Source organism: Cyanobacterium sp. uoEpiScrs1 (genome assembly GCF_947331815.1).
Classification (GTDB): Bacteria; Cyanobacteriota; Cyanobacteriia; order Cyanobacteriales; family Microcystaceae; genus Rippkaea.
Genome location: NZ_OX373462.1, coordinates 734,426 through 757,441 on the forward strand (window position 1 = coordinate 734,426; position 23,016 = coordinate 757,441).

Annotated in this window: 15 protein-coding genes; 6 read left to right on the forward strand and 9 right to left on the reverse strand. The window is 33.5% G+C overall.

From position 1 onward, the window contains the following. Positions 1-321 precede the first annotated feature (321 nt). From OXU93_RS02575 to OXU93_RS02590, 4 genes are all read right to left on the reverse strand, one after another. The gene (locus tag OXU93_RS02575; RefSeq protein ID WP_267384302.1) at positions 322-1,455 is read right to left on the reverse strand and encodes a DegT/DnrJ/EryC1/StrS family aminotransferase; all 1,134 of its coding nucleotides are present in this window, start codon (positions 1,453-1,455) and stop codon (positions 322-324) included. Between the two features lie 485 nt (positions 1,456-1,940). Next, positions 1,941-3,092 carry a 5-(carboxyamino)imidazole ribonucleotide synthase gene (locus OXU93_RS02580; RefSeq protein WP_267384304.1) on the reverse strand — a complete coding sequence of 384 codons (1,152 nt, stop codon included), beginning with the start codon at positions 3,090-3,092 and terminating at the stop codon, positions 1,941-1,943. 298 nt (positions 3,093-3,390) lie between these two features. Beyond that, positions 3,391-3,513: a hypothetical protein gene (locus tag OXU93_RS02585; protein ID WP_267384306.1), complete on the reverse strand. Its 123-nt coding sequence runs from the start codon at positions 3,511-3,513 to the stop codon at positions 3,391-3,393. Further along, positions 3,497-4,882, reverse strand: a complete 1,386-nt coding sequence (locus tag OXU93_RS02590; RefSeq protein ID WP_267384308.1) for a DUF3370 domain-containing protein — start codon at positions 4,880-4,882, stop codon at positions 3,497-3,499. Before OXU93_RS02590 ends, OXU93_RS02585 begins: the two co-directional genes overlap by 17 nt. A gap of 855 nt (positions 4,883-5,737) precedes the next feature. On the opposite strand from OXU93_RS02590, the gene OXU93_RS02595 reads away from it, so the two are divergent. Both OXU93_RS02595 and OXU93_RS02600 read left to right on the forward strand, forming a co-directional pair. Continuing rightward, complete coding sequence (locus tag OXU93_RS02595) at positions 5,738-6,904, forward strand: FtsW/RodA/SpoVE family cell cycle protein (protein WP_267384309.1); 1,167 nt, start codon at positions 5,738-5,740, stop codon at positions 6,902-6,904. A 1,223-nt stretch (positions 6,905-8,127) separates the two neighbouring features. Beyond that, positions 8,128-9,090 carry a ribonuclease Z gene (locus tag OXU93_RS02600; protein WP_267384310.1) on the forward strand — a complete coding sequence of 321 codons (963 nt, stop codon included), beginning with the start codon at positions 8,128-8,130 and terminating at the stop codon, positions 9,088-9,090. Positions 9,091-9,216: 126 nt separating this feature from the next. Here the strand turns inward: OXU93_RS02600 and OXU93_RS02605 are convergent, their stop codons facing one another. Together OXU93_RS02605 and OXU93_RS02610 are read right to left on the reverse strand one after the other, a co-directional pair. Continuing rightward, positions 9,217-9,513, reverse strand: coding sequence for a type II toxin-antitoxin system RelE/ParE family toxin (locus tag OXU93_RS02605; protein ID WP_267384311.1), 297 nt, complete (start codon positions 9,511-9,513; stop codon positions 9,217-9,219). Continuing rightward, on the reverse strand, positions 9,498-9,686 hold the full coding sequence (locus OXU93_RS02610) for a hypothetical protein (RefSeq protein ID WP_267384312.1): 189 nt from the start codon (positions 9,684-9,686) through the stop codon (positions 9,498-9,500). The genes OXU93_RS02605 and OXU93_RS02610 overlap by 16 nt, the downstream gene beginning before the upstream one ends. A 225-nt stretch (positions 9,687-9,911) precedes the next feature. Here OXU93_RS02610 and trpC point away from each other — a divergent pair, with 225 nt between their 5' ends. Both trpC and OXU93_RS02620 read left to right on the forward strand, forming a co-directional pair. After that, on the forward strand, positions 9,912-10,793 hold the full coding sequence (gene trpC / locus OXU93_RS02615; protein ID WP_267384313.1) for an indole-3-glycerol phosphate synthase TrpC: 882 nt from the start codon (positions 9,912-9,914) through the stop codon (positions 10,791-10,793). Positions 10,794-11,281: 488 nt separating this feature from the next. Next, complete coding sequence (locus tag OXU93_RS02620; protein WP_267384314.1) at positions 11,282-12,433, forward strand: pyridoxal-phosphate-dependent aminotransferase family protein; 1,152 nt, start codon at positions 11,282-11,284, stop codon at positions 12,431-12,433. Positions 12,434-13,016: 583 nt separating this feature from the next. On the opposite strand, the gene OXU93_RS02625 is transcribed toward OXU93_RS02620, so the two are convergent. Next, positions 13,017-14,165 carry a quinone-dependent dihydroorotate dehydrogenase gene (locus OXU93_RS02625; protein ID WP_267384315.1) on the reverse strand — a complete coding sequence of 383 codons (1,149 nt, stop codon included), beginning with the start codon at positions 14,163-14,165 and terminating at the stop codon, positions 13,017-13,019. A 1,000-nt stretch (positions 14,166-15,165) separates the two neighbouring features. Then, positions 15,166-15,624, reverse strand: a complete 459-nt coding sequence (rplI, locus tag OXU93_RS02630; RefSeq protein WP_267384317.1) for a 50S ribosomal protein L9 — start codon at positions 15,622-15,624, stop codon at positions 15,166-15,168. Positions 15,625-15,826: 202 nt separating this feature from the next. Here rplI and OXU93_RS02635 point away from each other — a divergent pair, with 202 nt between their 5' ends. Together OXU93_RS02635 and OXU93_RS02640 are read left to right on the forward strand one after the other, a co-directional pair. After that, a complete protein-coding gene (locus tag OXU93_RS02635) occupies positions 15,827-16,516 on the forward strand; it encodes an MBL fold metallo-hydrolase (RefSeq protein WP_267384319.1) in 690 nt (229 codons plus the stop codon). A gap of 2,114 nt (positions 16,517-18,630) precedes the next feature. Next, entirely contained in the window at positions 18,631-19,281 is a 651-nt protein-coding gene (locus tag OXU93_RS02640; RefSeq protein WP_267384320.1) for a DUF3318 domain-containing protein, read from the forward strand. A gap of 667 nt (positions 19,282-19,948) precedes the next feature. Here OXU93_RS02640 and proS read toward each other — a convergent pair. Further along, positions 19,949-21,775 carry a proline--tRNA ligase gene (gene proS, locus OXU93_RS02645; RefSeq protein WP_267384321.1) on the reverse strand — a complete coding sequence of 609 codons (1,827 nt, stop codon included), beginning with the start codon at positions 21,773-21,775 and terminating at the stop codon, positions 19,949-19,951. Positions 21,776-23,016: the final 1,241 nt, after the last annotated feature.

A 23,016-nucleotide genomic window follows, 5' to 3' on the forward strand; every position in this document is an offset into this window, starting at 1 on the left:
ACTTAGATCACAGATACCTCAGGTGTAATTAAATAAGAATATAATATTTATATGAGTAAGAATAAACTGTGTTTATTAAGTAAATGACTAAAAAATATATCCAAATTAATTATGAGTATAAAAGTAGAATACTAAAAATCAATTTTTTCTTACAATAAATAAAAATATTAAAACATAAACTGAAATACATAATTTTAGAAATATTATCAGAAACGCTCTAGAGAGACATTTTATTTACTATTTTAAAGTCTGGACAAGTTAAGATTGGTATTGCTAGTAAATTATTAACTTAATCTCTCTTTATATTTCACAATCAACTATTTAAGTAGTTAAACATTCTTTTAAAGCATAATAAACTTGCTGTTGTTCCTTAAAAGAAATGTCAGGAAACATCGGCAAGGATAACACTTCATAAATAGCATTTTCTGTTACTGGAAATGCACCTACTTTATACCCTAAGCTCTGATAAACATTTTGTAAATGCAAAGGAATTGGATAATAGATCATAGAAATAACTCCCTGTTTTTGTAATTCCTTCTGAAGATAATTACGGAAATTTTCGGTCTTTTCTTTTTTCTTTTTAACTAAAATAGTGTATTGATTCCAAACATGATATCCTCCAGACAACTCTTGAGGAAGTTGAATCTCTAAAATAGATTTTAGCAACTTATGATATCGTTGTGCCGCTATTCGTCGTTGTTGGTTCCAAAGATCTAAATAACGCAATTTGACTTGTAAAATTGCTGCTTGAATGGTATCAAGACGACTATTTATTCCGACTAAATCATGATAGTAACGTTGACGGCTACCATGTTCTTTTATGGTGCGAATGGTGTCGGCAAGTGCAGGATCATTTGTTGTGACAGCTCCCCCATCTCCACAAGCCCCTAAATTTTTCGTTGGAAAGAAACTAAAACAACCAATATGGCCAATACTCCCCACTTTTTTTTTCTCCCATTTAGCTCCTGTTGCTTGGGCGCAGTCTTCAATCACGTAAAGGTTGTGACGTTGAGCAATATCCATAAGTTGAGTCATATTAACCGGTTGTCCGAAAAGATGAACTGGAATAATAGCTTTTGTTCTAGGAGTAATTGCTTTTTCTAAGAGATCTATATTTAGATTAAAAGTCGTACGATCAATATCTACAAAGACTGGAGTAGCACCAGTCATAGAGATGCTTTCTGCTGTAGCAATAAAAGTAAACGGAGAAGTGACAACTTCATCCCCCAACCCAATATTGAAAGCGCGTAAGGCTAAATAAAGAGCATCACTTCCTGAATTACAACTTACACAGTAAGGAACCCCCACATATTGGCTAAATTGTTGTTCAAAATCACTAACAGTATCACCACCAATATAACGACCTGAGCGAACCGCATTGAGGATAGCCAGGTCTACTTCTTCACTAATTAGTTTGTATTGACGGACTAAATCGACTGGCGGAATTGTATTCACTCGTAACCTACCCGAAATTTATATCTTATGAAAACAAATTTTTTACTTAAAAGCAATCAGTCTCATCCATTTTGAAGCTTGATTTAACTGCCATCATAACTCTCGGAGGGCTATCTCAAAGCGTAGAGCGACTATATCCCTAAGGTTAATGTCTGGTAAATATTAATCTTTAGATTGAGAGTAGTATTTTATTGACTATCGTTAATCCCTCAATAGCGTTAAATTGAAAAGCGGTACTAAAAGCTGGGCATTCTCTAGCACATACAGCGTACTAACTTTTGATGTAAAAAAAAATAATGATCAGATTCGACTCATTTCTTTCTGATAATTCCATGTCCACTAAAGCAAAAATCTCATACTGTTGCTCAACATAGCTGAGAAGCATAGCAATAATGTTAAATATTAGCAAGATAACAGACGCTTCCTCTACGTTTAAGACATAAAAGACATTAAATTATAAAAAAAAGCAAATATTGGCTAATCAATTACTGACTATACCAAATTGACTCTACTTTTTGTGCAATTTCTAATAAATGTTGCCGTCGAATTTTTGAACTTGAAGTTATTTCATTTTTTTCCAGTAATACCGTCACATGACCAATTTTTCTTCCCGGGCGAATATTAGTTTTCCCATACCAATGAACGTGAGAACAGGAAATTTCTGAGAGTTTCTGCCGTTTTTCTAAATAATTTTGTCTTGAATGTTCATAACCTAACAAATTGATCATCACAGCTCCTAAACAATTTAACTCGGTTGAATCCAATGGTAGTCCTGACAAGGCCCGCAACTGCATTTCAAATTGAGATATTTTGCAAGCATCGAGGGTATAGTGTCCTGAATTGTGGGTACGAGGGGCAATTTCATTAACTAAAACCTGATTTTGAGGAGTTAAAAATAGTTCAATTCCTAAAATTCCTACCACTTCTAATCGAGTCAATAAATTAATGGCTATCTGTTTTACTTCTTTTTGAACTTCTGTTGAAATATCTCCAGACACGAGTACCCATCTACATACTTGGTTAGACTGGTAAGTCTCCACCAAAGGATAAACCGCTATCTCTCCAGTAACGCTACGAGCAGCCATGACAGCTAATTCGCGTTCAAAAGGAACAAACTCTTCCACCATAACTTCTTTTCCTTCCAAGTTTTTGGCAGTAATTTCCAGCTCTTCTGGAGTTTTGATAATAAAAGTACCTTGGCCATCGTAACCGTGACGACGAACTTTCAGCACAATTGGAAAAGAAAAGTTGAAAGAGGATAGATTCTCTAAAGTGGTAAATTTAGGGACGGGTAAACCAATGTGCTGTAAGTAAGATCTTTGCCTGTATTTATCCACTAACAAAGTCATAACCTTTAAACTAGGACAAAAGCGGACCCCTCTTTTTTCTAAAGGTTTCAGTCCCTCGAGATCAATAAACTCATTTTCGAATGTAATTACATCACAATGATCAGCCAGTTCAATAGTAGCTGCTTTATCATCAATAGGGGCAAAAATAACCTCTGTTGCAATAGACACGGCAGGATCGTTTTTCTGTGGCGTTTGAATTATCAAATCAAAACCCAACCGTTGAGCAGCTTTTGCCATCATCCAGGCTAACTGACCTCCTCCAATAACACCAATACGCTTTACTGTCATTTGAGTTATAAACTAATTATCGACAACCTAGAAATTCACAGGTACTTAGTTCCCATTTTAGAGTTAACTACGTTAGCTTAGTAAGTTGTTTTGTCTTTGAATACTATCCTGAAAAATTTTTGCTAATCAACTGTACTTCTTTAAAACTAACTACCGCGCCAGTCATTGTCACTGAAAAACTGACTACCAGAACGGAAAGGAGACTCAAGAAAAATATAAATTAAGAGAGAAAATAGCGCTGACTGCAGTAAATATTTCATCAACTCAATCGCTAATAACCTACTAAGATCATCTGATTCTAAAGGAAAATTGGATATCCATACTTTTGAAATTGATAGAAATCAACGGCTTGTTGATCTTTAAACCTAATAGAAACTCCACCCATTTTCTTTAATGTAATGTCTCTAACGAATTGTGCCATAGAATAAATTGAGAGTTCTAACCGTCAATACTTGAGGAGGAGTGGCGTCGGGAGGATAGAGAAAGTCAACTTCAACTTCTCGTCTTTCTCCTGGTTCGAGATTAATTCTGACTAAAGCATCTCCCTGTTGTCCTCGTCGTTGAACTAAATGAAAGTAACGTTCTTGGAGTTGACCATTTCGGGTCGCATAAGCAACCTTGACAGTACCTCGGAAAAATACTTGACCTTGAGGACGGTAGGCAAATACTAAGTGATCAGCATGTTCATTTTGTTTAAAAGGAGTTTGAAGGGAAATTTCAACGGTTTGTCTCTCAGAACTCTTATTAGTTACTGGGAGAATCAAATTGTAATGTACCCCATAATTCCCATGAGCGCGGTAAGCGGTGTCAGGATATCGGACTACCATTGGCGCACTTTGAATCTGCTTGGTGCCATGAGTTCCCGTGGTTACTGTACTCAAAGGATAAGAAAAAGCCTTTCCTCTCGCAGGAATACTCAAATGAATTTTATTTGGCTGATCGGTAAGTCGTGCTACCCATTCAGACCCGACAGAGATACCAGCTACCCGCCCGTAAATTGTGTCTTCTCCTAAATCCTGATCCATTGGTGTCGGGGGAAGATCTCTGGGAGTGACTAATTGTCCAGTAGTAACTAAATATCTCCATTCGTTTAGGGTGGGTTTTCTGTAGATTATTTTCCTTGATTTATTTTTATTCTCATGAGGAACTTCGTATAAAGCCAAATTAGCCATATAAACGGATCCATTGCTATAGAGACGCATGAAAGTTGAACGACCATTGCTTGGACTAATGGGCAATGTGAATAACATTCGACTTTCACTTGGTCTCAGTGTTATACGGGTAGGAAATTTATTATGATTGACTCCTCGTAAAATATCGCTCATTAATCGGGAACCTGGACCTGAAAAAACCTGTCCAGATGGATCTTCAACCAAAGAAGGTAGATTAATAAATGGGGCATCAGGAGAAGTACGATAACTGGCCCCCTGTAAGACCTTAATGATAATTGTTTGGGAGGTAGGGTTATGAACCAGCAATCCCTGATAAAGAGTTCTTTGTACGTAAGCCGGCCGAGAAATATGGTGGGTAAAAACGTCAAAACGTCCTTTTAACGGTTTATTTAAGTGGGCATTGGGAAATTTTTTTCCACCAAATGGGAACGTTGATAATAGAATGCCTTCTGTTTCGATTACTTCAGGACTGTTGCTATTGAAAACTAACACATCATTAAGTTTTCCTGGAAGAGTCCGAACTTCCTGAGGTTGAGCAATGAAATCTTGGCTAGCCTCCCGAAATGTCAACGGGTAAATAGTTTGAGCCACTATGAATGATGATAGAAAGGACAGCATAGGCTGAGAACAGCAGGTCTAAATTTGATTCTAGCTTTCCTTAAGATTGCCGTCTTTAACTCAAGATTGTCAATCCCTGGTCGAAGTTATAGTTATCTATAAATCTTAACCCATCACATTTATCCTTTATTATCTTTATATCGGCACTCAGAAATAATAATAAAAATTAATTAGGATATTGTCTTAAAAGTAAGTAAGCGTTTAAGCAATTACTAAATACTATTTTAAATAATGTTTTAGACTCTTCCATTCTTCTTTTTAGCTAAGAATAAGCCAAATTTATCATCTTTCAATAGATGGTTCAAATAAATCTATATCTAACCTTCTATCTTTATATGAATAAATAAATCAAATTTAAACCCATATTTTAACTAAGTAGTAACTCTCATAGAAAATGACCAAAAATACTTTATGGATAAATAACTATTGCCACTTAAGAGTAGACTTGATTCACTAAAAAATTATATGTCAAGTTTAATTAAGAGCAACTTTTAAAACTATTATTATGAATATTTTTTATGATTCTAAAAATCTACCTTTTATAAATATCAAAAATTTTATAAAAAGCAGAGAAGAAAATACTTCTAGCTTCTGTCAATAGTTAAGCTAGAAGTATTTTCTTCTATAAAAGTTATTTATTAATAACTGTTGTCTATTGCCATCTTAATGTAAATATAATACATGATATTCTTCAGAATTAACTCTCACCCTCTTTTAATAACCTATACAACTCTACTATTTTTAACCGGTATAATCTTGATCAAAAGTTTATAAAACTATTAAACAATGAAAACTAGTTTTAACCACCATTAGATGTTATGGTGTGAGTTAATTAAAATTCCAAACAAATAGCCTGTGTTACGTTATATCATTCCTATTTTAGATCCGAGTGTACGACATTGGTCAGGAGAAGCCCGCTTTTTGCGCTGGCTAACCTTCTTGTGGATATCTCTCGGCCTAATCATTATGTTTTCAGCTTCCTATGCTGTTGCTGAAGCCGAAACAGGAAATGGATGGTACTATATGACCCGTCAATTAATCTGGACTTGGGTCGGATTGCAATTATTCAACATAATTGTACGATCACCTCTACGATATTTGTTTAGGCTGGCCCCTTGGTGTCTATTTATAATATTAGGATTGATTCTATCAACTCATGTTCCTGGTTTGGGAGAAAATATTAACGGTGCCACTCGTTGGATAAAATTTGGTACAGTTTTAATTCAACCATCAGAATTAATGAAACCCTTTTTAGTATTACAAAGTTCCCTGATTTTTGGGCAATGGGAACAGTTGTCCTGGCGAATTCGTTGGCAATGGTTGATAATCTTTGCAGTTATTTTAGCTTCAATTTTATTACAACCTAATTTGAGTACTACTGCTTTGTGTGGTATGAGCCTTTGGCTAATTGCTGTCGCATCAGGAATTCCAGCAATTTACTTAACTTCGACTGCTTTAGGGGGAGCTTTAACTGCCTTTATGAGTATTAGTTTGCGAGAATATCAACGGGAACGGGTAACAGCATTTCTCAATCCTTGGGAAGATCCTATGGGAAATGGTTATCAATTAGTACAAAGTTTGATGGCAGTCGGTTCAGGAGGAACATTTGGTACAGGATATGGAATGTCTCAACAAAAACTTTTTTATTTACCTATCCAATATACCGATTTTATTTTTTCAGTCTTTGCTGAAGAATTTGGCTTTGTGGGAGGAATGGTTCTACTACTATTCCTATTTATTTATGCAACTTTTGCCCTAAGAATTGCTATGAAGTGCCGCCATAGAGTCAAACGACTAGTTGCTATTGGAGTCATGGTCATAATGGTTGGACAAGCTCTACTTAATATTGGTGTAGCAACAGGTGCTTTACCCACAACCGGTTTACCTTTTCCTTTATTTAGCTATGGAGGCAGTTCGAGTTTAGCTAGTTTAACCTTAGCAGCTTTACTAATTAGGGTAGCTCGGGAAAATAATGAAGCTACCGTTGTCCCTTTATCTATTTCTAGCAAATTTACTGTGTAAACATCTAAAACATAAACATAAAATTTTTTGTCAAAAATAAACCATAAAAACTATAATTATTAGATATAATATATCCTAAAAATTTTTGTTTTTAAGTTAAATCATCACAAATTAAATATCCTTAATTAATTTACAATCAAGACATTAGATTGTTAACTCACCTTAATAAATAAAATCTCAAATTTAGTAGTACTTACTATTTTCTATAATCATATTTTACACATTTTGACTTAAATTATAGTACTCTAATCTTGGGGGCAGCTAGTATGACTATAACTTTTATTTATAAAAAGAAAAAATTGTCTGTATTTACATTTATAATCTTGAATTATATTTGATTAATCCAAAAAATATTATACAAATTTTTAAGGCAAAAATAATCTGATAAGTTTTAGATACTGATATATAACTTAAATAAGTTAGCAAAAAATAAAAGTAATAATTAAAAACCAAAATAAAGAATTACAAAACAATAGATTTCAAAATAATTAACTTTTAATAAAAATACTACAAGTTAAGATGGTTGCTGATGTATTTTATAAGTTGCGACAATTTAATATTCATGACTTTTTCTAATAAACAAATCTAAATCACAATCTAAATATTAACAATATTTAGATTGTATAAAAATATATTCTTGGCTTAGATTAAAATAGAAAAATTTAGCAAACAACAGTTTATAAGATACATTAATAAATGGTATATATTCTTTGTTTATTTGTGAACAAACACACTAGCGAATTACTATAAATTATATAGAATCCAGAAAACTAATGACATCACTGAAATAAAGTATCAAACCAAAAGTATTGTCTACGTATATTTAAAAAAAATACAAATATTACAGCAAGAATTAGCAGTAAATATTATAAAATCTAGTAGATATTTTATAATATTTTATTTTGTCCTTTGTGTCTATTTTATAAGGATATATCTGTAGTAAACATTCAAGTTCATACAATTCAATAACTTTTGAAAACCCTCTATAATCAAAAATTTTTTTATAATCTCTTAGGTATTGAAAAAAATATTCTTATATAGGATGATAGAACTAAATAACCTAAATAATTTATTGTAGAATTTGACTAAGTAAACACCAAACTTTACAACTGTTCCCTCCTAGTCACCTTCTCTGGTTAATTTTTAAAGAAGTACAGGATTTTAGTTAAACGGAAAAGATTAAAATAGATAAACAGTCCTAAAGCAAGCAGAGTTAAGTTATTGTGGAGATCACCTTTTTAGGAACAAGTTCTGGTGTACCAACGCGATCAAGGAATGTATCAAGTGTTGCTCTACGTCTGCCCCAAAGGGCAGAAGTCTGGTTATTTGATTGTGGGGAAGGAACCCAACATCAACTTTTGCGGAGTGATATTAAAATTTCTCAGATTACCCGAATTTTCGTTACCCATATGCACGGTGATCACATCTACGGGTTAATGGGACTCTTAGCTAGTTGTGGTTTAGCAGGAAATGCCCAGAATATCGACATTTATGGAACACCAGATTTAGTAGACTATTTAAAAGCTTGTGCTAAGTATTCTCAGATAAAACTTTCTCATCGAGTACGGGTTTATAAAGTTCACCCTGGTATCCTCTATGAGGATGATCAATTTATCGTTCGTTGTGGGTTGCTCAAACACCGTATTCCTGCTTACGGTTATCGTATTGAAGAAAAAGATCGTCCCGGTCGCTTTGATATAGAAAGAGCAACTGTTTTAGGAATTCCTCCAGGACCCATCTACGGACAACTCAAACGAGGTGAAGTCGTAACTCTACCCGATGGTCGCCGTATTCGAGGGCAAGATCTATGTGGAGATAAAGAAACCGGACGTAAGGTTATTTATTGCACTGACACAGTTTTTTGTGATGAAGCTATAGCCTTAGCACAAGGGGGAGATGTATTAATCCATGAAGCAACATTTGCCCATCAAGATGCTCAACTAGCCTTTGACCGTCTTCACTCTACCTCAACCATGGCAGCACAAGTAGCTTTAATGGCCGGAGTTAAACAGTTAATTATGACCCATTTTAGCCCCCGTTATGCCCCTGGAAATGTTCTACAATTAGTCAACTTATTAACAGAAGCTAAGGCTATTTTTCCCAATACACTTCTTGCTCGTGATTTTATGACCTATGAGGTCCCCAGACGGAAGTTATCTCAAGAAAGCTTGAAAAATACTCAGTAGTTAACAATGGTGAATAAAACAATTTAATAATTACCATAACAGCAATATTGGCTATTTACAGATAAAAACGAGTCCCTTGACGATGAAGGGAACATTGATCTTTAATCTTATCTTAAGAATATTTCCTTAAGAATTAGCAAACACTAATAAACGCTTCGTATGGACAATTACCGCAACTGTTACGGTCTCGTCCCGAACTCGATATATTACGCGGTAAGTATAAGCTAACTTATCACGAATCGTTGAATTATCGCCTTCGGAAATAATTGTTCCAGCTAGAGGAGATTCCTGAAGATAGTGAGTAATGTCTAAGATTTTACGAACGACAGATGCCGCATAAGAAGGCGAGTCGCGGGCTATATAGGTGGCAATTGCCTCGACATCCTCAATTGCTTTAGCAGACCAAATTACTCGATAAGCCATTTGTTTAGAAGCCCTTCAACTTCCTCTTGTTGTAAGGTGGATCCCTGATCGGCAACGTATAATCCTTGACGTACTTTTTCAAGCACGTATAAATGATACTGGATATCTTCAATTGAACAATTATCTGGTAATTGATTCAAGATCGATTGTATTCTCTCTTTAACAGTATTCATAATCGAAGATAACTAAAATTGAGAAGATTAAGGAATTATAGAAAATCTATATATGCTTTCTATTCTAGCTATAGACGGATAATTTACAGTATTGTGATTCAAACAATAGAAGTACACAAAGTAAAATAAGAACATGTCATTTTAGTTATAGCGACAAATAGTTGTGATAGGATTGCAGAGCTAAGATTTTGCTTAGTCTAATTCGTATTCTTGTTGCTAACTCCCATGCAAATCCGAAGACGTTCCCCTAATCCTGCCATAGATGTTGATATTCTCCGTTATCAAGTTCGTGTTCCTGATGAGCATCCGCGACATATTCTTGAAAAAATTGTTTGGCATAAAGAAAAAGAAGTTGATCGTCTAAGACAACGTCTGCCCTTATTAGAGTTACGCAAACGAGTGAAAGAAATACCACCTCCTAAAGATTTTTTAGCCTCCATCACATTGGGCAAAACTAGACCAGCTTTAATTGCAGAACTCAAAAAAGCTTCCCCTAGTAAAGGAGTTATTCGTGAGGATTTTGACCCGGCGACAATTGCTCGATCTTATGCTAAGGGAGGAGCAAGTTGTTTATCAGTACTAACTGATACTAAATTTTTTCAAGGAAACTTTGATAACCTCACTATAGTTCGTCAGACAGTCAATTTGCCCATAATGTGTAAGGAATTTATCCTTTATCCGTATCAAATTTACCTAGCTCGTAGTAAGGGGGCTGATGGCGTGTTATTGATCGCTGCTATTTTAAATGATTGTGATCTTACCTACTTTGTAAAAATTATCCGCTCTTTAGGAATGACCTCCCTAATTGAAGTTCACTCCCTAGAGGAATTAGATCGAGTACTTGGCATTGAAGGCGTATCCTTAATTGGAATTAACAATCGTAACTTAGAAACTTTTGAGGTAGACCTCAACACTACTAGGAAATTATTGGCTGCTCGACGGGATGAAATTAAAAAGCAAGGAATCAAAATTATTAGCGAGTCAGGATTATATACTCGTGATGATATACAATTTGTTCAGCAAGCAGGGGCTGACGGAGTATTAATCGGAGAATCTTTAGTAAAACAACCCGATCCTACAGAAGCGATCACTAGGTTATTCTTTTAAAAGAGGTGATATATACGATCAGTTATAATAACAAATCCGGAATAATTCCTAGAGATTGACCGTCAATTTTGCAAGACTCATATTGTATCAATTGCCAAACAAAATTTTACAAAAGTATGTCTTTCGTCTAAACCACAATCATCGATGATAATTAATAGTTAATAAATGATAACTACAAACGAAGTCTCTTTCTCTTCATTCTATTGTCTATAAACAGCTCACCTTACAAAATCATGTTCAACCACTCATTTTGACTTCATATAAAATCTGCATACAAGAAAAACAACTCAAAACTATCTGTTATCAAGTTCGTATCTTTTTTTAACCTTATTAGTCCTTTATCAGTATTGGTCCTTTATCAGTAAAAAACAAACCTGAATTAAACCTTAAAAATTACTAAAGTCATTAATTTAACTTTTTAGGGTAAATAAGAATGGAGTAGACTGACTATTTGGAAGAGTTTCAACCCAAAACAGGAGCCGGAATTCATGGAAGATAAGCACATGTTAATGATCCCAGGGCCAACCCCTGTCCCCGAAAAGGTTTTGTTGGCTATGTCCAAACATCCTATAGGTCATCGCAGCAGCGATTTTAGCGAAATTATTGCAGAAATTACTGAAAATCTCAAATGGCTACATCAGACCCAGAATGATGTTTTGATGTTAACTGCTAGCGGAACTGGGGCAATGGAAGCAGGGATTATTAATTTTTTGAGTCCTGGTGAAAGTGTATTAGTAGGTAATAACGGAAAGTTTGGTGAACGTTGGGGGAAAATTTGTCGGGCATTTGGGTTGAAAGTAGAAGAAATTACTGCTGAATGGGGAAAACCCCTAGATTCTGAATTGTTCCGTAAAAAATTGGAAGCTGACAGTCAAAAGAAAATTAAAGCAGTTATTATCACTCATTCGGAAACTTCTACGGGGGTGATTAATCCGTTGGAAACTATTAACAAATATGTTAAAGATCACGAAAAAGCTTTAATCATCGTCGATGCTGTCACCAGTTTAGGAGCTATCAACGTTCCTATTGACGACTGGGGATTGGATGTAGTTGGTTCTGGTTCTCAAAAAGGTTATATGATACCTCCTGGGTTGGGCTTTGTGTGTGTTAGTAAAAAGGCCTGGGAAGCTTACGAAACTGCAACTCTTCCTAGGTTTTATTTAGACTTAGGGGCATACAGAAAAGCCACACATAAAAATAGCTCCCCTTTTACTCCTCCGGTGAATTTGATGTATGGGTTACAAGTAGCTTTACAAATGATGAAGGCCGAAGGATTAGAAAAAATGTTTATTCGTCATCGTCGTTTAACTGATGCTGCTCGCGCAGGAATTAAGGCTTTAGGGTTGTCTCTATTGGCCGATGATAAGACTACGAGCACTGCCGTAACAGCTGTTATGTCGACAGGAGTTACAGCTGAGTCCATTAGAGCAACGATGAAAAGACAATTTGATATCGTTATAGCTGGAGGACAAGATCACCTCAAAGGTAAAATTTTTCGTATTGGTCACTTAGGTTTTGTTAGTGAGCGAGATATTCTGACGGTGATTGCTGCTTTGGAATCTACTTTAATTACCCTAGGTGATAAAAGAGTAACTCCAGGAGTAGGAGTTGCTGCTGCTTCTAAGATTTTGGGGGATTAATTGGTCTCAAAATTTTAGTCCCCCTTTTTTAGGGGGATTTCGTATGTAAACTTGTAAATAGAAAAGGCTAATGGCTAGGAAATTTATCAAAACATCAGATTTTTAGGAACTGAGCTGAGTAAAATATTGTTAAACCCTAAAATACTATTTTTATTACGTTTTTAACATTATAAAAGTGTATGAATAAACCTTCACATAAGGGCTAAGCTAGTTTTCATAAGCTTATAAAAATTATCCTAATAATCAATGTCACATTAATCGAGAAGATTACTACATTAGGGGTTATAATTTTTTTTCTTTCTGAAAAATATATAAATAGCGTTTCTTCTTTCTATTACAGAAATACCGATGTTCTATAGCTAGGACCTTATATGGTAGTGAATAATTAACCAGTTTATAACAATAATTACTATCATTTTTAGTTAAAAATAAAAAATATTTGTAAATTTAAAAATTACTAAATTTAAATAAAAAATTTTGAGACACAAATTTTTAGCAAGTTCTCTCTTGATTCATAAATAATATGACCATCGACTAAAAGCTATTATCGGGTTTCCTAAAATCTTATAGTCTATAACTGTATTTATTTACAGGTCCCTGTATCTACTTTCATACCTACTGCTTGAGATATATGTGATAAACCTTCTTGTTCTAATTTATTGCCTAAGCCGGTTAAGATGTGTGGAATAATCCAGGGACCTTGATAAATCCATCCCGTGTATATTTGTAATAAACTGGCTCCAGCCGTAATTTTATCCCAGGCATCTTCTATTGTAAAAATTCCTCCAACCCCAATGATGGGCAATTTTCCTTGGGTTTTTTTGTAAATAAAACGGATAATCTCTGTTGATAGATCACGGATAGGAAGTCCACTTATTCCTCCTGCTTCTTCTTTAATTTTATTCCCTGTTTCTGGGAGAATGTCAGTGGTTAGTCCTTCTCGTTTGGTACTAGTATTCGTCGCGATAATTCCAGCCAATTTATAGGCTTGGACCAATTCAATAATTGTTATAATTGTTTCCCAATCTAAGTCTGGAGCAATTTTGACAAAAATGGGTTTTTGTAGTTCATTTGCTTGTTGTAACTCCTGCAAAATGAATTCAAGTTGTTCCCTTTCTTGAAGTGCTCGTAGTCCTGGAGTATTAGGAGAACTTACATTAACTACAAAATAATCAGCCTCATTTTCAAGGTAACGAAAACTTCCTACATAATCCTTAGCAGCTTTTTCTAGAGGGGTGATTTTAGATTTACATAAATTGATGCCAATGGGAATAGTACGAGATTTACGTTGCCAAATTTCCCCCAAGGTTTGAGCGATCTTTTCCGCTCCCCGATTATTCGCTCCCAAGCGATTTAAAACCGCTTTATCAAGCGGTAAACGAAATAAACGAGGGCGTTGGTTTCCTGGTTGAGGATGGAAAGTAACAGCGCCTAATTCCGCTAATCCAAAGCCTAAATGTCCCCATATCGCCGCGGCTATTCCGTTTTTATCACATCCTGCAGCTAATCCTACGGGGTTGTCAAAAGTCAATCCCCATAATGTTTGTTTGAGACGATGATCATGGATACAAAAGGACTTATCAAGCTGGGAAATTAACCAACGTCCTCCTACAGTGTGACGAGTGCGATCAACTATATTTAGTATTTTTAGAAGTTGTGAATGTACGCTCTCCGGGTCATTTTTGACTGCCGTTAATAGAAAAGGATAAAAAGGTTTAACTAAATTAAACATATGGACAATCAACAGATATAGGTTTAATTGAGTTAAAGTAAACTCAGTACTAGCATAACGTTTTTTTAGGAAAAACCCAGTCAAGTATCATTAATATTGGTATTTTAATCTAAATAAAAACTTGAATTTTTATTATAGAAATTAAAAAATCAGCATAGATACCTCCTTTAGTTTTTAACTTACAAGACTTAGATTAACATCAGAATTAATTTAGTATCATTAAAACCTATGTAATAAATAATCAATTAGCTTTATATACTAAGTAATAGTCTATATTATGGTCATTAACTATAAACTGTGTCTTTGCAAGAATTACTATTATTAATTAACGTATCTTATCGTAAGATTAACATTACGTCTAGCTGTACTTAAATAAGTGCTATAAATAATGTTTTTAATATGTAACTATCCTTATACTTTTTATATTAAATTATTGACAATGTCCAGGGTTTGAGATGCTTTTTGTTAGCTGCTATTTTTATATAGTTAATATTCACCAAGTTTTCCCAATTAACAAACAAAGTTTTGTTCAGTCAGGTGGGGGTAATTTATTTTTTATGTGTGATTTCTATCTTTACAGATTTTCGATATATCAAGTTAAAATTAGCCTAGCTAGAGATAACGTTCACTCTAAACTTAGGCTTTATGATTTCAAATTGTTTTGAATATTAAATTTGATTTTTAGACTGAATTAGCTCTTTATAAACACTCCATAGAGAAAACTAGTTTCCTCTATGGAGTGTTTATAAGGTTATATTAAGCAAATAGAAAAAAATTTTTGGGGTAAAACTTTTTCCAAAATTATTTACATTAACTATTTCTAAATTCAGTGGCAAAATTAACGGAAACCCACACCTCAGGGATGTCTTTCACCCGATAGATTAATATTCAATTAATATCAGTCTTTCTAACAATGTTAATTACGTTGCTTTCTGAATTCTGATCATGACGGGTTAGGTATTTGAATAGAATTCCCAACCCATACTCTTGTTACTAGACACTACAGTGGGGCTACCTGAATCTCAACTTCTGCGGTAACTTCGGGGTGTAGTTTAACTGTTGCCTTATAAAATCCAGTCTGGCTAATTTCAGGTAAAGTAATTCCACGACGATCTACTTCTTGATTTGTGGCTATTTGAATTGCCTCAGCCACTTCTTGAGTGGTAACAGTACCGAAAATAGCTTCTCCTTCCCCAACTTGTTTACGGATGGTAAAACGTCCAATAGTTGCCAGGGCTGTTTTACGTGCTTCGGCTGTTTGTTTTTCAGCTAGCAGACGTTGTCTTTCTTTTTCTTTGCGTTGTTCTACCTGTCTGAGAATACCTGATGTTGCTCTAATTCCCAGTCCCTTGGGAATTAGATAATTGCGAGCATATCCTGGGGCAACTTCTACGAGATCACCCGTATTTCCCAATTTATTGATGGATTGATTCAATACAATTTGAATGCGTTTGGCCATGGTTCCCTCTATGTCTTGAGCAAAATTTATTTAGTAACCATAACCCATCATTATACAACTAATTGGTTACTAATTACAAGTTAGATACTAGTCTCCAAGACAAATTTGCCCTAATCTCTCACGAACTTTGATTTTCTCTTTGTATTACTAAATAATTGTATACTTTAAAAAGGTTTTGACAATCTAACCCCCTTAACAAGTTATGCTATTTCGTCAACTCTTTGATGGGGAGTCCTCGACTTATACTTACCTCATTGCTGATCACACTACAAAAGAAGCGTTGCTGGTTGATCCAGTATTAGAACAAATTGAACGCGATCATCAACTTTTAGAAGAACTAGGATTAACCCTCAAATACTGTTTAGAGACCCATATTCATGCAGATCACATCACAGGAACGGGAAAACTAAAAGAAATAACAGGGTGTTTGGGGATTGCTCCAGATAACTCTCGAGTTGTGTGTGCTGATCGCTTTTTAAAAGACCAAGAGACATTACAAGTTGGCGATATTATCCTAGAGGCAATCGCCACTCCTGGACACACAGATAGTCATTTAGCACATCTAGTCAATAAAACTCACTTATTGACAGGAGATTCTTTATTCATTAGGGGATGCGGACGCACTGACTTTCAAAGTGGAGATGCCGCAACTCTTTATGACTCAGTAACTCAGCGACTCTTTACTTTATCTGATGACACATTAGTCTATCCTGGTCACGACTATCGGGGTCATACCGTTTCTACTATTGGAGAGGAAAAAAAATGGAACTCTCGTTTTGTAGGACGGGATAAAACCAACTTTATTGCCTTTATGAATAATCTTAATTTACCCAATCCTAAAAAGATAATGGAAGCTATTCCTGCCAATAAAAATTGTGGAAAAATTCCATAAAAAAACTAGTTTTCTAGATTTCTCTAAAAAATAAAGTTTATCCTCAAAATTATAGAAGCAGATTTACATATAAAACATTCTACTACTTTATGTTTTTTTGTTTGGTTTAAGAATTGTTTTGTAATTAAATATTATTCTGCTAACCAATACAACAAGTTTACGCAACTATCTTTATATCATAAAGTCTGTGTTTTTGAGTTGTAGTACTTATATAAATTACAATATTTTTATAGCAGCTAATTGTTTAGTTAATAAAAAATTTTTAGAAAGAATTATCAAATAATCATAAAATCAGAAAAATGAATCACATTATTATTACTAAATAATATTTTGTAAAAAAACAAAAATTCAGAAGATAATAAACACAAAATCAATTGCTTATAATCTCAATTATTACACTCCTAATATTTTAATGAATGATATTTAACCCTTTTTTTATTTAATACAATGTAACTGTAGTTTAAGTTTATTGCCTAATAAGTTAAAATCTATTAGCCTGTATTCTATTAGTAAATAAATACTAATAGAATGTATACTGATTATCTTAATAAATTTCTTGTAAAAATTACAATATTTTTTGTTAACACTAAATAAATTTATTTTCTAAAATTGTGTTTATTGATAAAGAAATAAAACCAGCAAACTAAAATAACTGATTATAACAACTATATAAGATACTTAAAGGTTTAACTTATTATTATAATTTTTCTACAAAGCTACCTATATTACAAATATCATACGATTAAATCTTAGCTTTTTTGCTAAACATAAACAGGTAATTTTCATAAAATAAACAATAGTTATTTTGATAAAAACTACTTGTATTTGATAAGGGTTTATATTTAAAAACCAACTTAAAATATACACTATACAAGAATATAAAAAGCATATAAAGTACTACAAAGACAATTTTGCAGTACTTTATTAGTGACTAACTATTTATATGCATTTATTCAACAAATAATCTTTCAACATAGATATAAAAAGTATACTATTCTCGTATTTTACTGTATCTAATATATTTATTGAGGTCTTGATTATTAGTAGTTATTAGGTCAGGTAATTACTTACCTATTATCTTTTAAATCAGAGATTGAATATAACGATCATATTTTTATATATTGTCAAAATTATGTTAGTTAATATCGAACGAAGTTAAGATTAAAATCAAGAAGAGAACTCTAATTATTACTTTATACTTTTTGCTTTCTAAGAGTTAAATATATGAGAAAATAACTATCTATGTATCGATACAAATCGTTGAATATCTGTTAGCTAGTTTAATTGCAATTAGGTTAAGAATATTAGGAGGAGGTTCAATTATTACTCTATCCATTTTAATTTACATTATGGTGATTACTCCCAAAAATTCTATTGCTATGATCATAGTTATTGTGGGAAATATTAGCGTAATTGGTAAAATTAATCACTAGTATTAAGCTAGTTTTAATCTGGAAAAACTGTTGATTGGGAGAATGTACCATGCTGGAAATTTTTTAGAAATTTAACTTAGCTAATATTCCCACTATTACAGAAAAAACTAAACTGCTACTATTTGAAGTAATGATGATCTTAACAGCTATTTTAATAATTCGGAAAAACTTCTTATCCTCTTCATCTCTTTTCAAGAAAGACATTGAATCTAATTTAAAGGTTTAATCTGCCTATCGAGACTCTGATTTAACTTATGGGAGTTAGCGGAGAAGAGTCCATTGTTCCAGCTTTAAAATACCCCAGTGAAAGAGGCTATTAGAAGCTCTTTTATAATTATTTCCTTAAAAGCTATATTTTTAGAACATATAAGTATAGTGCCTCTTGACTGAAGTTTAATAGACTCATCTATTCTACCTAAGTAACAAGTTTTGAAACCTTTTCAGGAGCTGATTTATTCCGATACGTCCAAGCCAGATAACTAGAAAAAGAATTCGATTATTTTTAAATTATCGTAGCAGTCTTTATTTTTATTCAACAATGGAGTATTTTGCTCTGTCGATTGGCTTCAAGTGAAATCCCAACTCGGATTATGATATAAGTAGCGAACTCTAATATTTGGGACCGCTACAATCAAAGATAACACCCTTGCAATAGTATAGTTAATTAACATAAATAATCCTATGACATCCTACGTAGCTTCATCTGCCAGGGCAGAAATGAGTGAACTTCGACGGCTTAAGACCTTATTACCACCGGAATTACAAAGTTGGGTCATGGTTGAAGGTAGCACCGAAGTTAATCCTTCTCTGCTTCGCTGCGAAGAACTTGGAAAAGACGAAGTTGAGATACAAGTTGATCTAACTCAATGGGAAAACTTTTCTATTGACCAGCGTAATCTGCTTTTTTGGCATGAAGTTGCCCACATTCAAAATGACACAATTCCTAGAGAAGGGTGGGAAATGGCTGCCCTGGCTATTGGTCTAGGAGGAGCAGTTGGAGAACTCTGGGTACAAGATGGTTTATTACTTTTGTTAGCTCTTGCTTTATGTGGAATTTCCGGCTATCGACTCTGGCACAAAAATAACGGTGAACGAAAACTCCGAGAATCTCTTAATGCAGACGAAAAAGCTATTACCCTAGCCACCCGTTTCGGGTATTCTCTCCCTAATGCCTATAAAAGTCTTGGTAGTGCTTTTAAAACTTTAATTGAACAGACCCCAAATCGTCGCCAACGCAAACGGTATGAAACTCGTCTCCAAGCTCTCAGAAAAAGTGCAGCCAAAGCTAAAGCCAAAATGCAGAAAGAGCCAGTTCAACGTCCTCGTCTTTAGTAAAAGATTGTTAATAAATAATATAGAGATTTTTATCTTGATAGCTTGACAATAAAGACAAAAATTGAGCTAATTCTTACTTTCATAGCTTTATAAAGGCGTAAAATAATGTAATTAAACTAAAGCCACTAACACGATTGCAAATTCATTTTCAGAAAAATTTTAATTGTGTTCTCTGAAAATAGAGCTAGCTCTTAAATTATCTAGCAAATAAAAATTACTATGAAAGAATAATTGAGTATCATTTTTTAAAAAATCTTAAATAAAGATAATGCAAACTATCTTTAATAAGACAATCAACTGATAACTTACAATATTTTTCATATAGTTTATTAGTGAAACTTCTTCGTGATTTAACTATAGACAATATTCTAGTTTCTTTTACACAAGAAACACCAAACAATAAACTCATAACTGCTAAAACTCTTATTGTTGCTATATTCTAGAACTATGAAAACTAATGCAAAGTTTTCATAGTTCTAGAAGCCTTATAAAAAAGTGTTTTAAACTCTTCTCTTTGTTGTTAAGCACAGTATTCATCAAAAATATATTAATCTTGAATAGAGTTAGGATAAAAAATGAATTAATTTCAAAATATATTATACATTGACAATAAAAAGCTAAACTTTAATGTCATTTCCTATCCCAATTTATGGAAAGAAAAATCTTATTTTGTTCCTTCTTGTAGCTGTACTCCCATTTCAGTAACCCATTGTTTTAAGGTAACTACAATTTTCTCAATAGGTATCTCTTGAGAGTGTTTACTTCCCCTTTCTACTACTTCTACCTTATCTGATTTAAGTGATCGCCCTGTCACAACACGATAGGGAATACCAATTAAATCTGCATCCTTAAATTTGACTCCGGCTCTTTCATCTCTATCATCTAAGAGTGTTTCTACCCCGGACTGGTTCAACTTATTATAAAGTTTCTCAGCTGCTTCCACTTGTTTTAAATCATTAATATTGGGGATAATTATGATCACATGGTAGGGAGCGATTGTTACCGGCCAGACAATTCCGTTCTTATCATAAGACTGTTCTACAGCAGCTTGAGCTAAACGTGATACTCCTAATCCGTAACATCCCATAACTAAGGGCTGTTCTTCTCCTATTTCGTTAGTAAAAGTTGCTCCCATTGCTTGAGAATATTTCGTTCCTAATTGAAAAATATGTCCAACTTCGATTCCTTTAGCGGTCTCTAAAGTTTGTTTCGGGTCATGAACTGCACGATCACCTATCATAACTGTCTTCACATCCACTACTAATTTCGGTAACTGAAAGTCTTGATTCCAATTAGCTCCTGTTGTGTGATATCCATCTTCATTCGCCCCTGTTATAAAGTTTTTTAGCTCTACAACAGTTTTGTCAACTATTCTCAGAAATTTGGGGGCGTAATCTTTATCATGCCTAATATAATCATCCTCTATGTCAGGGCCAATATATCCTAACGGTAAGGGTTTTATCGCCCATTTTTGTTGTGATATTTTATTGGAAGTTTTTACATCTAAAACTTTACTTCCTTGATACTGAGGGGAAAATATTGCTAACTCATTTTTTAATTTTACTTCGTTGACATCATGATCTCCACGGATTGAAATCAATACCATGACAGTCTTTCCACTATCATACAAAATTTCATAGAGAACATTTTTGACAACCACTGTAGGTGAACATTTCAAGAATTTACAGAGCTTCTCTATAGTATCAGTTGCTGGTGTTTCCAATTTCTCCAACTTTGTAAAAGGAGATTGATCTGGATCACAAGGCAAAGATACCGCTTTTTCCGCATTAGCTGCATATTTTCCATCCTTAGTATAGAAGATTTGATCTTCTCCCGATTCGGCAAGGATCATGAACTCCTGAGATGCTGATCCACCAATCGCGCCTGAATCTGCTTGTACAGCTCTAAATGCCAACCCACAGCGACAGATTATGTTTCGATAAGCTTGCTCCATAGCTTCGTAGGTTTTCTGAAGATTTTCAGAGGAAGTATGGAAGGAATATGCGTCCTTCATAATAAATTCTCGCCCCCGCATCAACCCAAAACGGGGACGAATTTCGTCACGGAACTTGGTTTGAATTTGGTATAAATTGACAGGTAATTGACGATAAGAGTATATCATGTCCTTAGCAAGAGCAGTAATAACCTCTTCATGGGTAGGTCCCAATCCTAACTGTGTTTGTCGTCTATCATTCAAAGAAAACATAATTCCTTCTACTTTAGTGTAGGCTTCCCATCGACCTGACTCTCTCCATAGATCTGCCGGTTGTAGTTGAGGCAGTAAACATTCCTGAGCCTTGACAACATCCATTTCTTCACGGACAATTTGGGATACCTTTTGTAAAACTCGCCACATTAATGGCAAATAAATATAAATTCCACTACCAATACGACGAATGTACCCCGCTCTTAATAATAGTTTATGACTAGGAATCTCTGCCTCAGCAGGATCTTCCCTTAGGGTGACAAAAAGCATTTGAGACAGTCGCATAGCTAGTTTCCTCTTAATTTACCCAGGGTCCATTATGGCATTTTTTTGTAATCTTCAAATCTTACAAGAGGACTGCTATTAAGCATACCCAGGTTGTATCTGTTTATAGCATGCTTTTCATATTTGCTAATTTATAAAAAAAGAACAAGTATTCCCCCAAGTTAATATAAACTTATATACGTTTAGCAAGCTGCTATTACATTGTATTAAACAGAATTAAATATTAAAATAATTCTACTAATTTTAGAAATCAAATAATAGGCATATTCTTCAATTGTGTTAACAATTTTCTTAAATATTTTAACTATTTATTAAATTTGCTTACTCCTGTATGCTTCTGATATTATACCAATTTTATAAAAGACTTTAATTTATAGTAAAAGACTATTAAATGCATTGAATATGTCAACATTAATTCTGTCTGATAATCTTTTAATTATTGTTTAGTGAATAAGACAATAGGACAGCAAAAGTATACAGTACTTGTACGTCAATAACTTATATTTATATAATTTTAGTTAATTGGTTCATTTCAAAAATAAATGGAAACAAAGAATATTAAATTACTTTATATAAATAAATGTAACAAAAGTTAAATAGCCTCATCTTTTATTGGTGCTAATAAAAGATGAGGTCGGAGTTTATTCAACGCTTATAAAACTATAAGCATTAAATTAATAAGAATGAAAGTTGTAACTAAAAAATCATAAAACTAGAAAAATACCAATAAATAACACAGTTTATCGAAAATCAAATCAATATATAACCAAGAACTAACAGTTGGATTAAAAAGAATAAATTTTACTCAAGTAAAAGGAAGAATATTCGGCGTATATAATATACTCTAAGGAGTACTATAAAATATAGATTGTTCTTATACTTTTTAAAAATTGATACTTATACAAAGCCGATCAAATAACAGAGTTATAAAATAATAAGATTATTAAACTATGTCTGTTAAACAGAAGTAATATCTTACTTTTATAGAGTACATTTTTGTAGTATAAAATAGTTTAGAAGTAAAGACATTTGTTATTAATAATAATAAAGTCAAGAAAGTTGATGAATTAAAGAATAAATAGAAAATTCTGACTTTTATTTAAAAAGGCTAAAAATTAGTAAAAGAGTTATAGTAACTAATACATCTATTAGTTTCAAAGCTTTATTTTAACTTATTAGGCTAGAGGACTTTATATTTGTTGGTATGAGTTAACAGTTCGTCTATTCCTTGATAATTATTA

What these genes read in the sequence shown, in the direction of transcription:
- OXU93_RS02635 (WP_267384319.1), top strand. Translation starts at nt 15,827, where the DNA reads ATGCTATTTCGTCAACTCTTTGATGGGGAGTCCTCGACTTATACTTAC.
- OXU93_RS02585 (WP_267384306.1), bottom strand. Translation starts at nt 3,513, where the DNA reads ATGGCACAATTCGTTAGAGACATTACATTAAAGAAAATGGGTGGAGTT.
- proS (WP_267384321.1), bottom strand. Translation starts at nt 21,775, where the DNA reads ATGCGACTGTCTCAAATGCTTTTTGTCACCCTAAGGGAAGATCCTGCT.
- OXU93_RS02580 (WP_267384304.1), bottom strand. Translation starts at nt 3,092, where the DNA reads ATGACAGTAAAGCGTATTGGTGTTATTGGAGGAGGTCAGTTAGCCTGG.
- OXU93_RS02610 (WP_267384312.1), bottom strand. Translation starts at nt 9,686, where the DNA reads ATGAATACTGTTAAAGAGAGAATACAATCGATCTTGAATCAATTACCA.
- OXU93_RS02640 (WP_267384320.1), top strand. Translation starts at nt 18,631, where the DNA reads ATGACATCCTACGTAGCTTCATCTGCCAGGGCAGAAATGAGTGAACTT.
- OXU93_RS02590 (WP_267384308.1), bottom strand. Translation starts at nt 4,882, where the DNA reads ATGCTGTCCTTTCTATCATCATTCATAGTGGCTCAAACTATTTACCCG.
- trpC (WP_267384313.1), top strand. Translation starts at nt 9,912, where the DNA reads ATGCAAATCCGAAGACGTTCCCCTAATCCTGCCATAGATGTTGATATT.
- OXU93_RS02605 (WP_267384311.1), bottom strand. Translation starts at nt 9,513, where the DNA reads ATGGCTTATCGAGTAATTTGGTCTGCTAAAGCAATTGAGGATGTCGAG.
- OXU93_RS02620 (WP_267384314.1), top strand. Translation starts at nt 11,282, where the DNA reads ATGGAAGATAAGCACATGTTAATGATCCCAGGGCCAACCCCTGTCCCC.
- OXU93_RS02625 (WP_267384315.1), bottom strand. Translation starts at nt 14,165, where the DNA reads ATGTTTAATTTAGTTAAACCTTTTTATCCTTTTCTATTAACGGCAGTC.
- rplI (WP_267384317.1), bottom strand. Translation starts at nt 15,624, where the DNA reads ATGGCCAAACGCATTCAAATTGTATTGAATCAATCCATCAATAAATTG.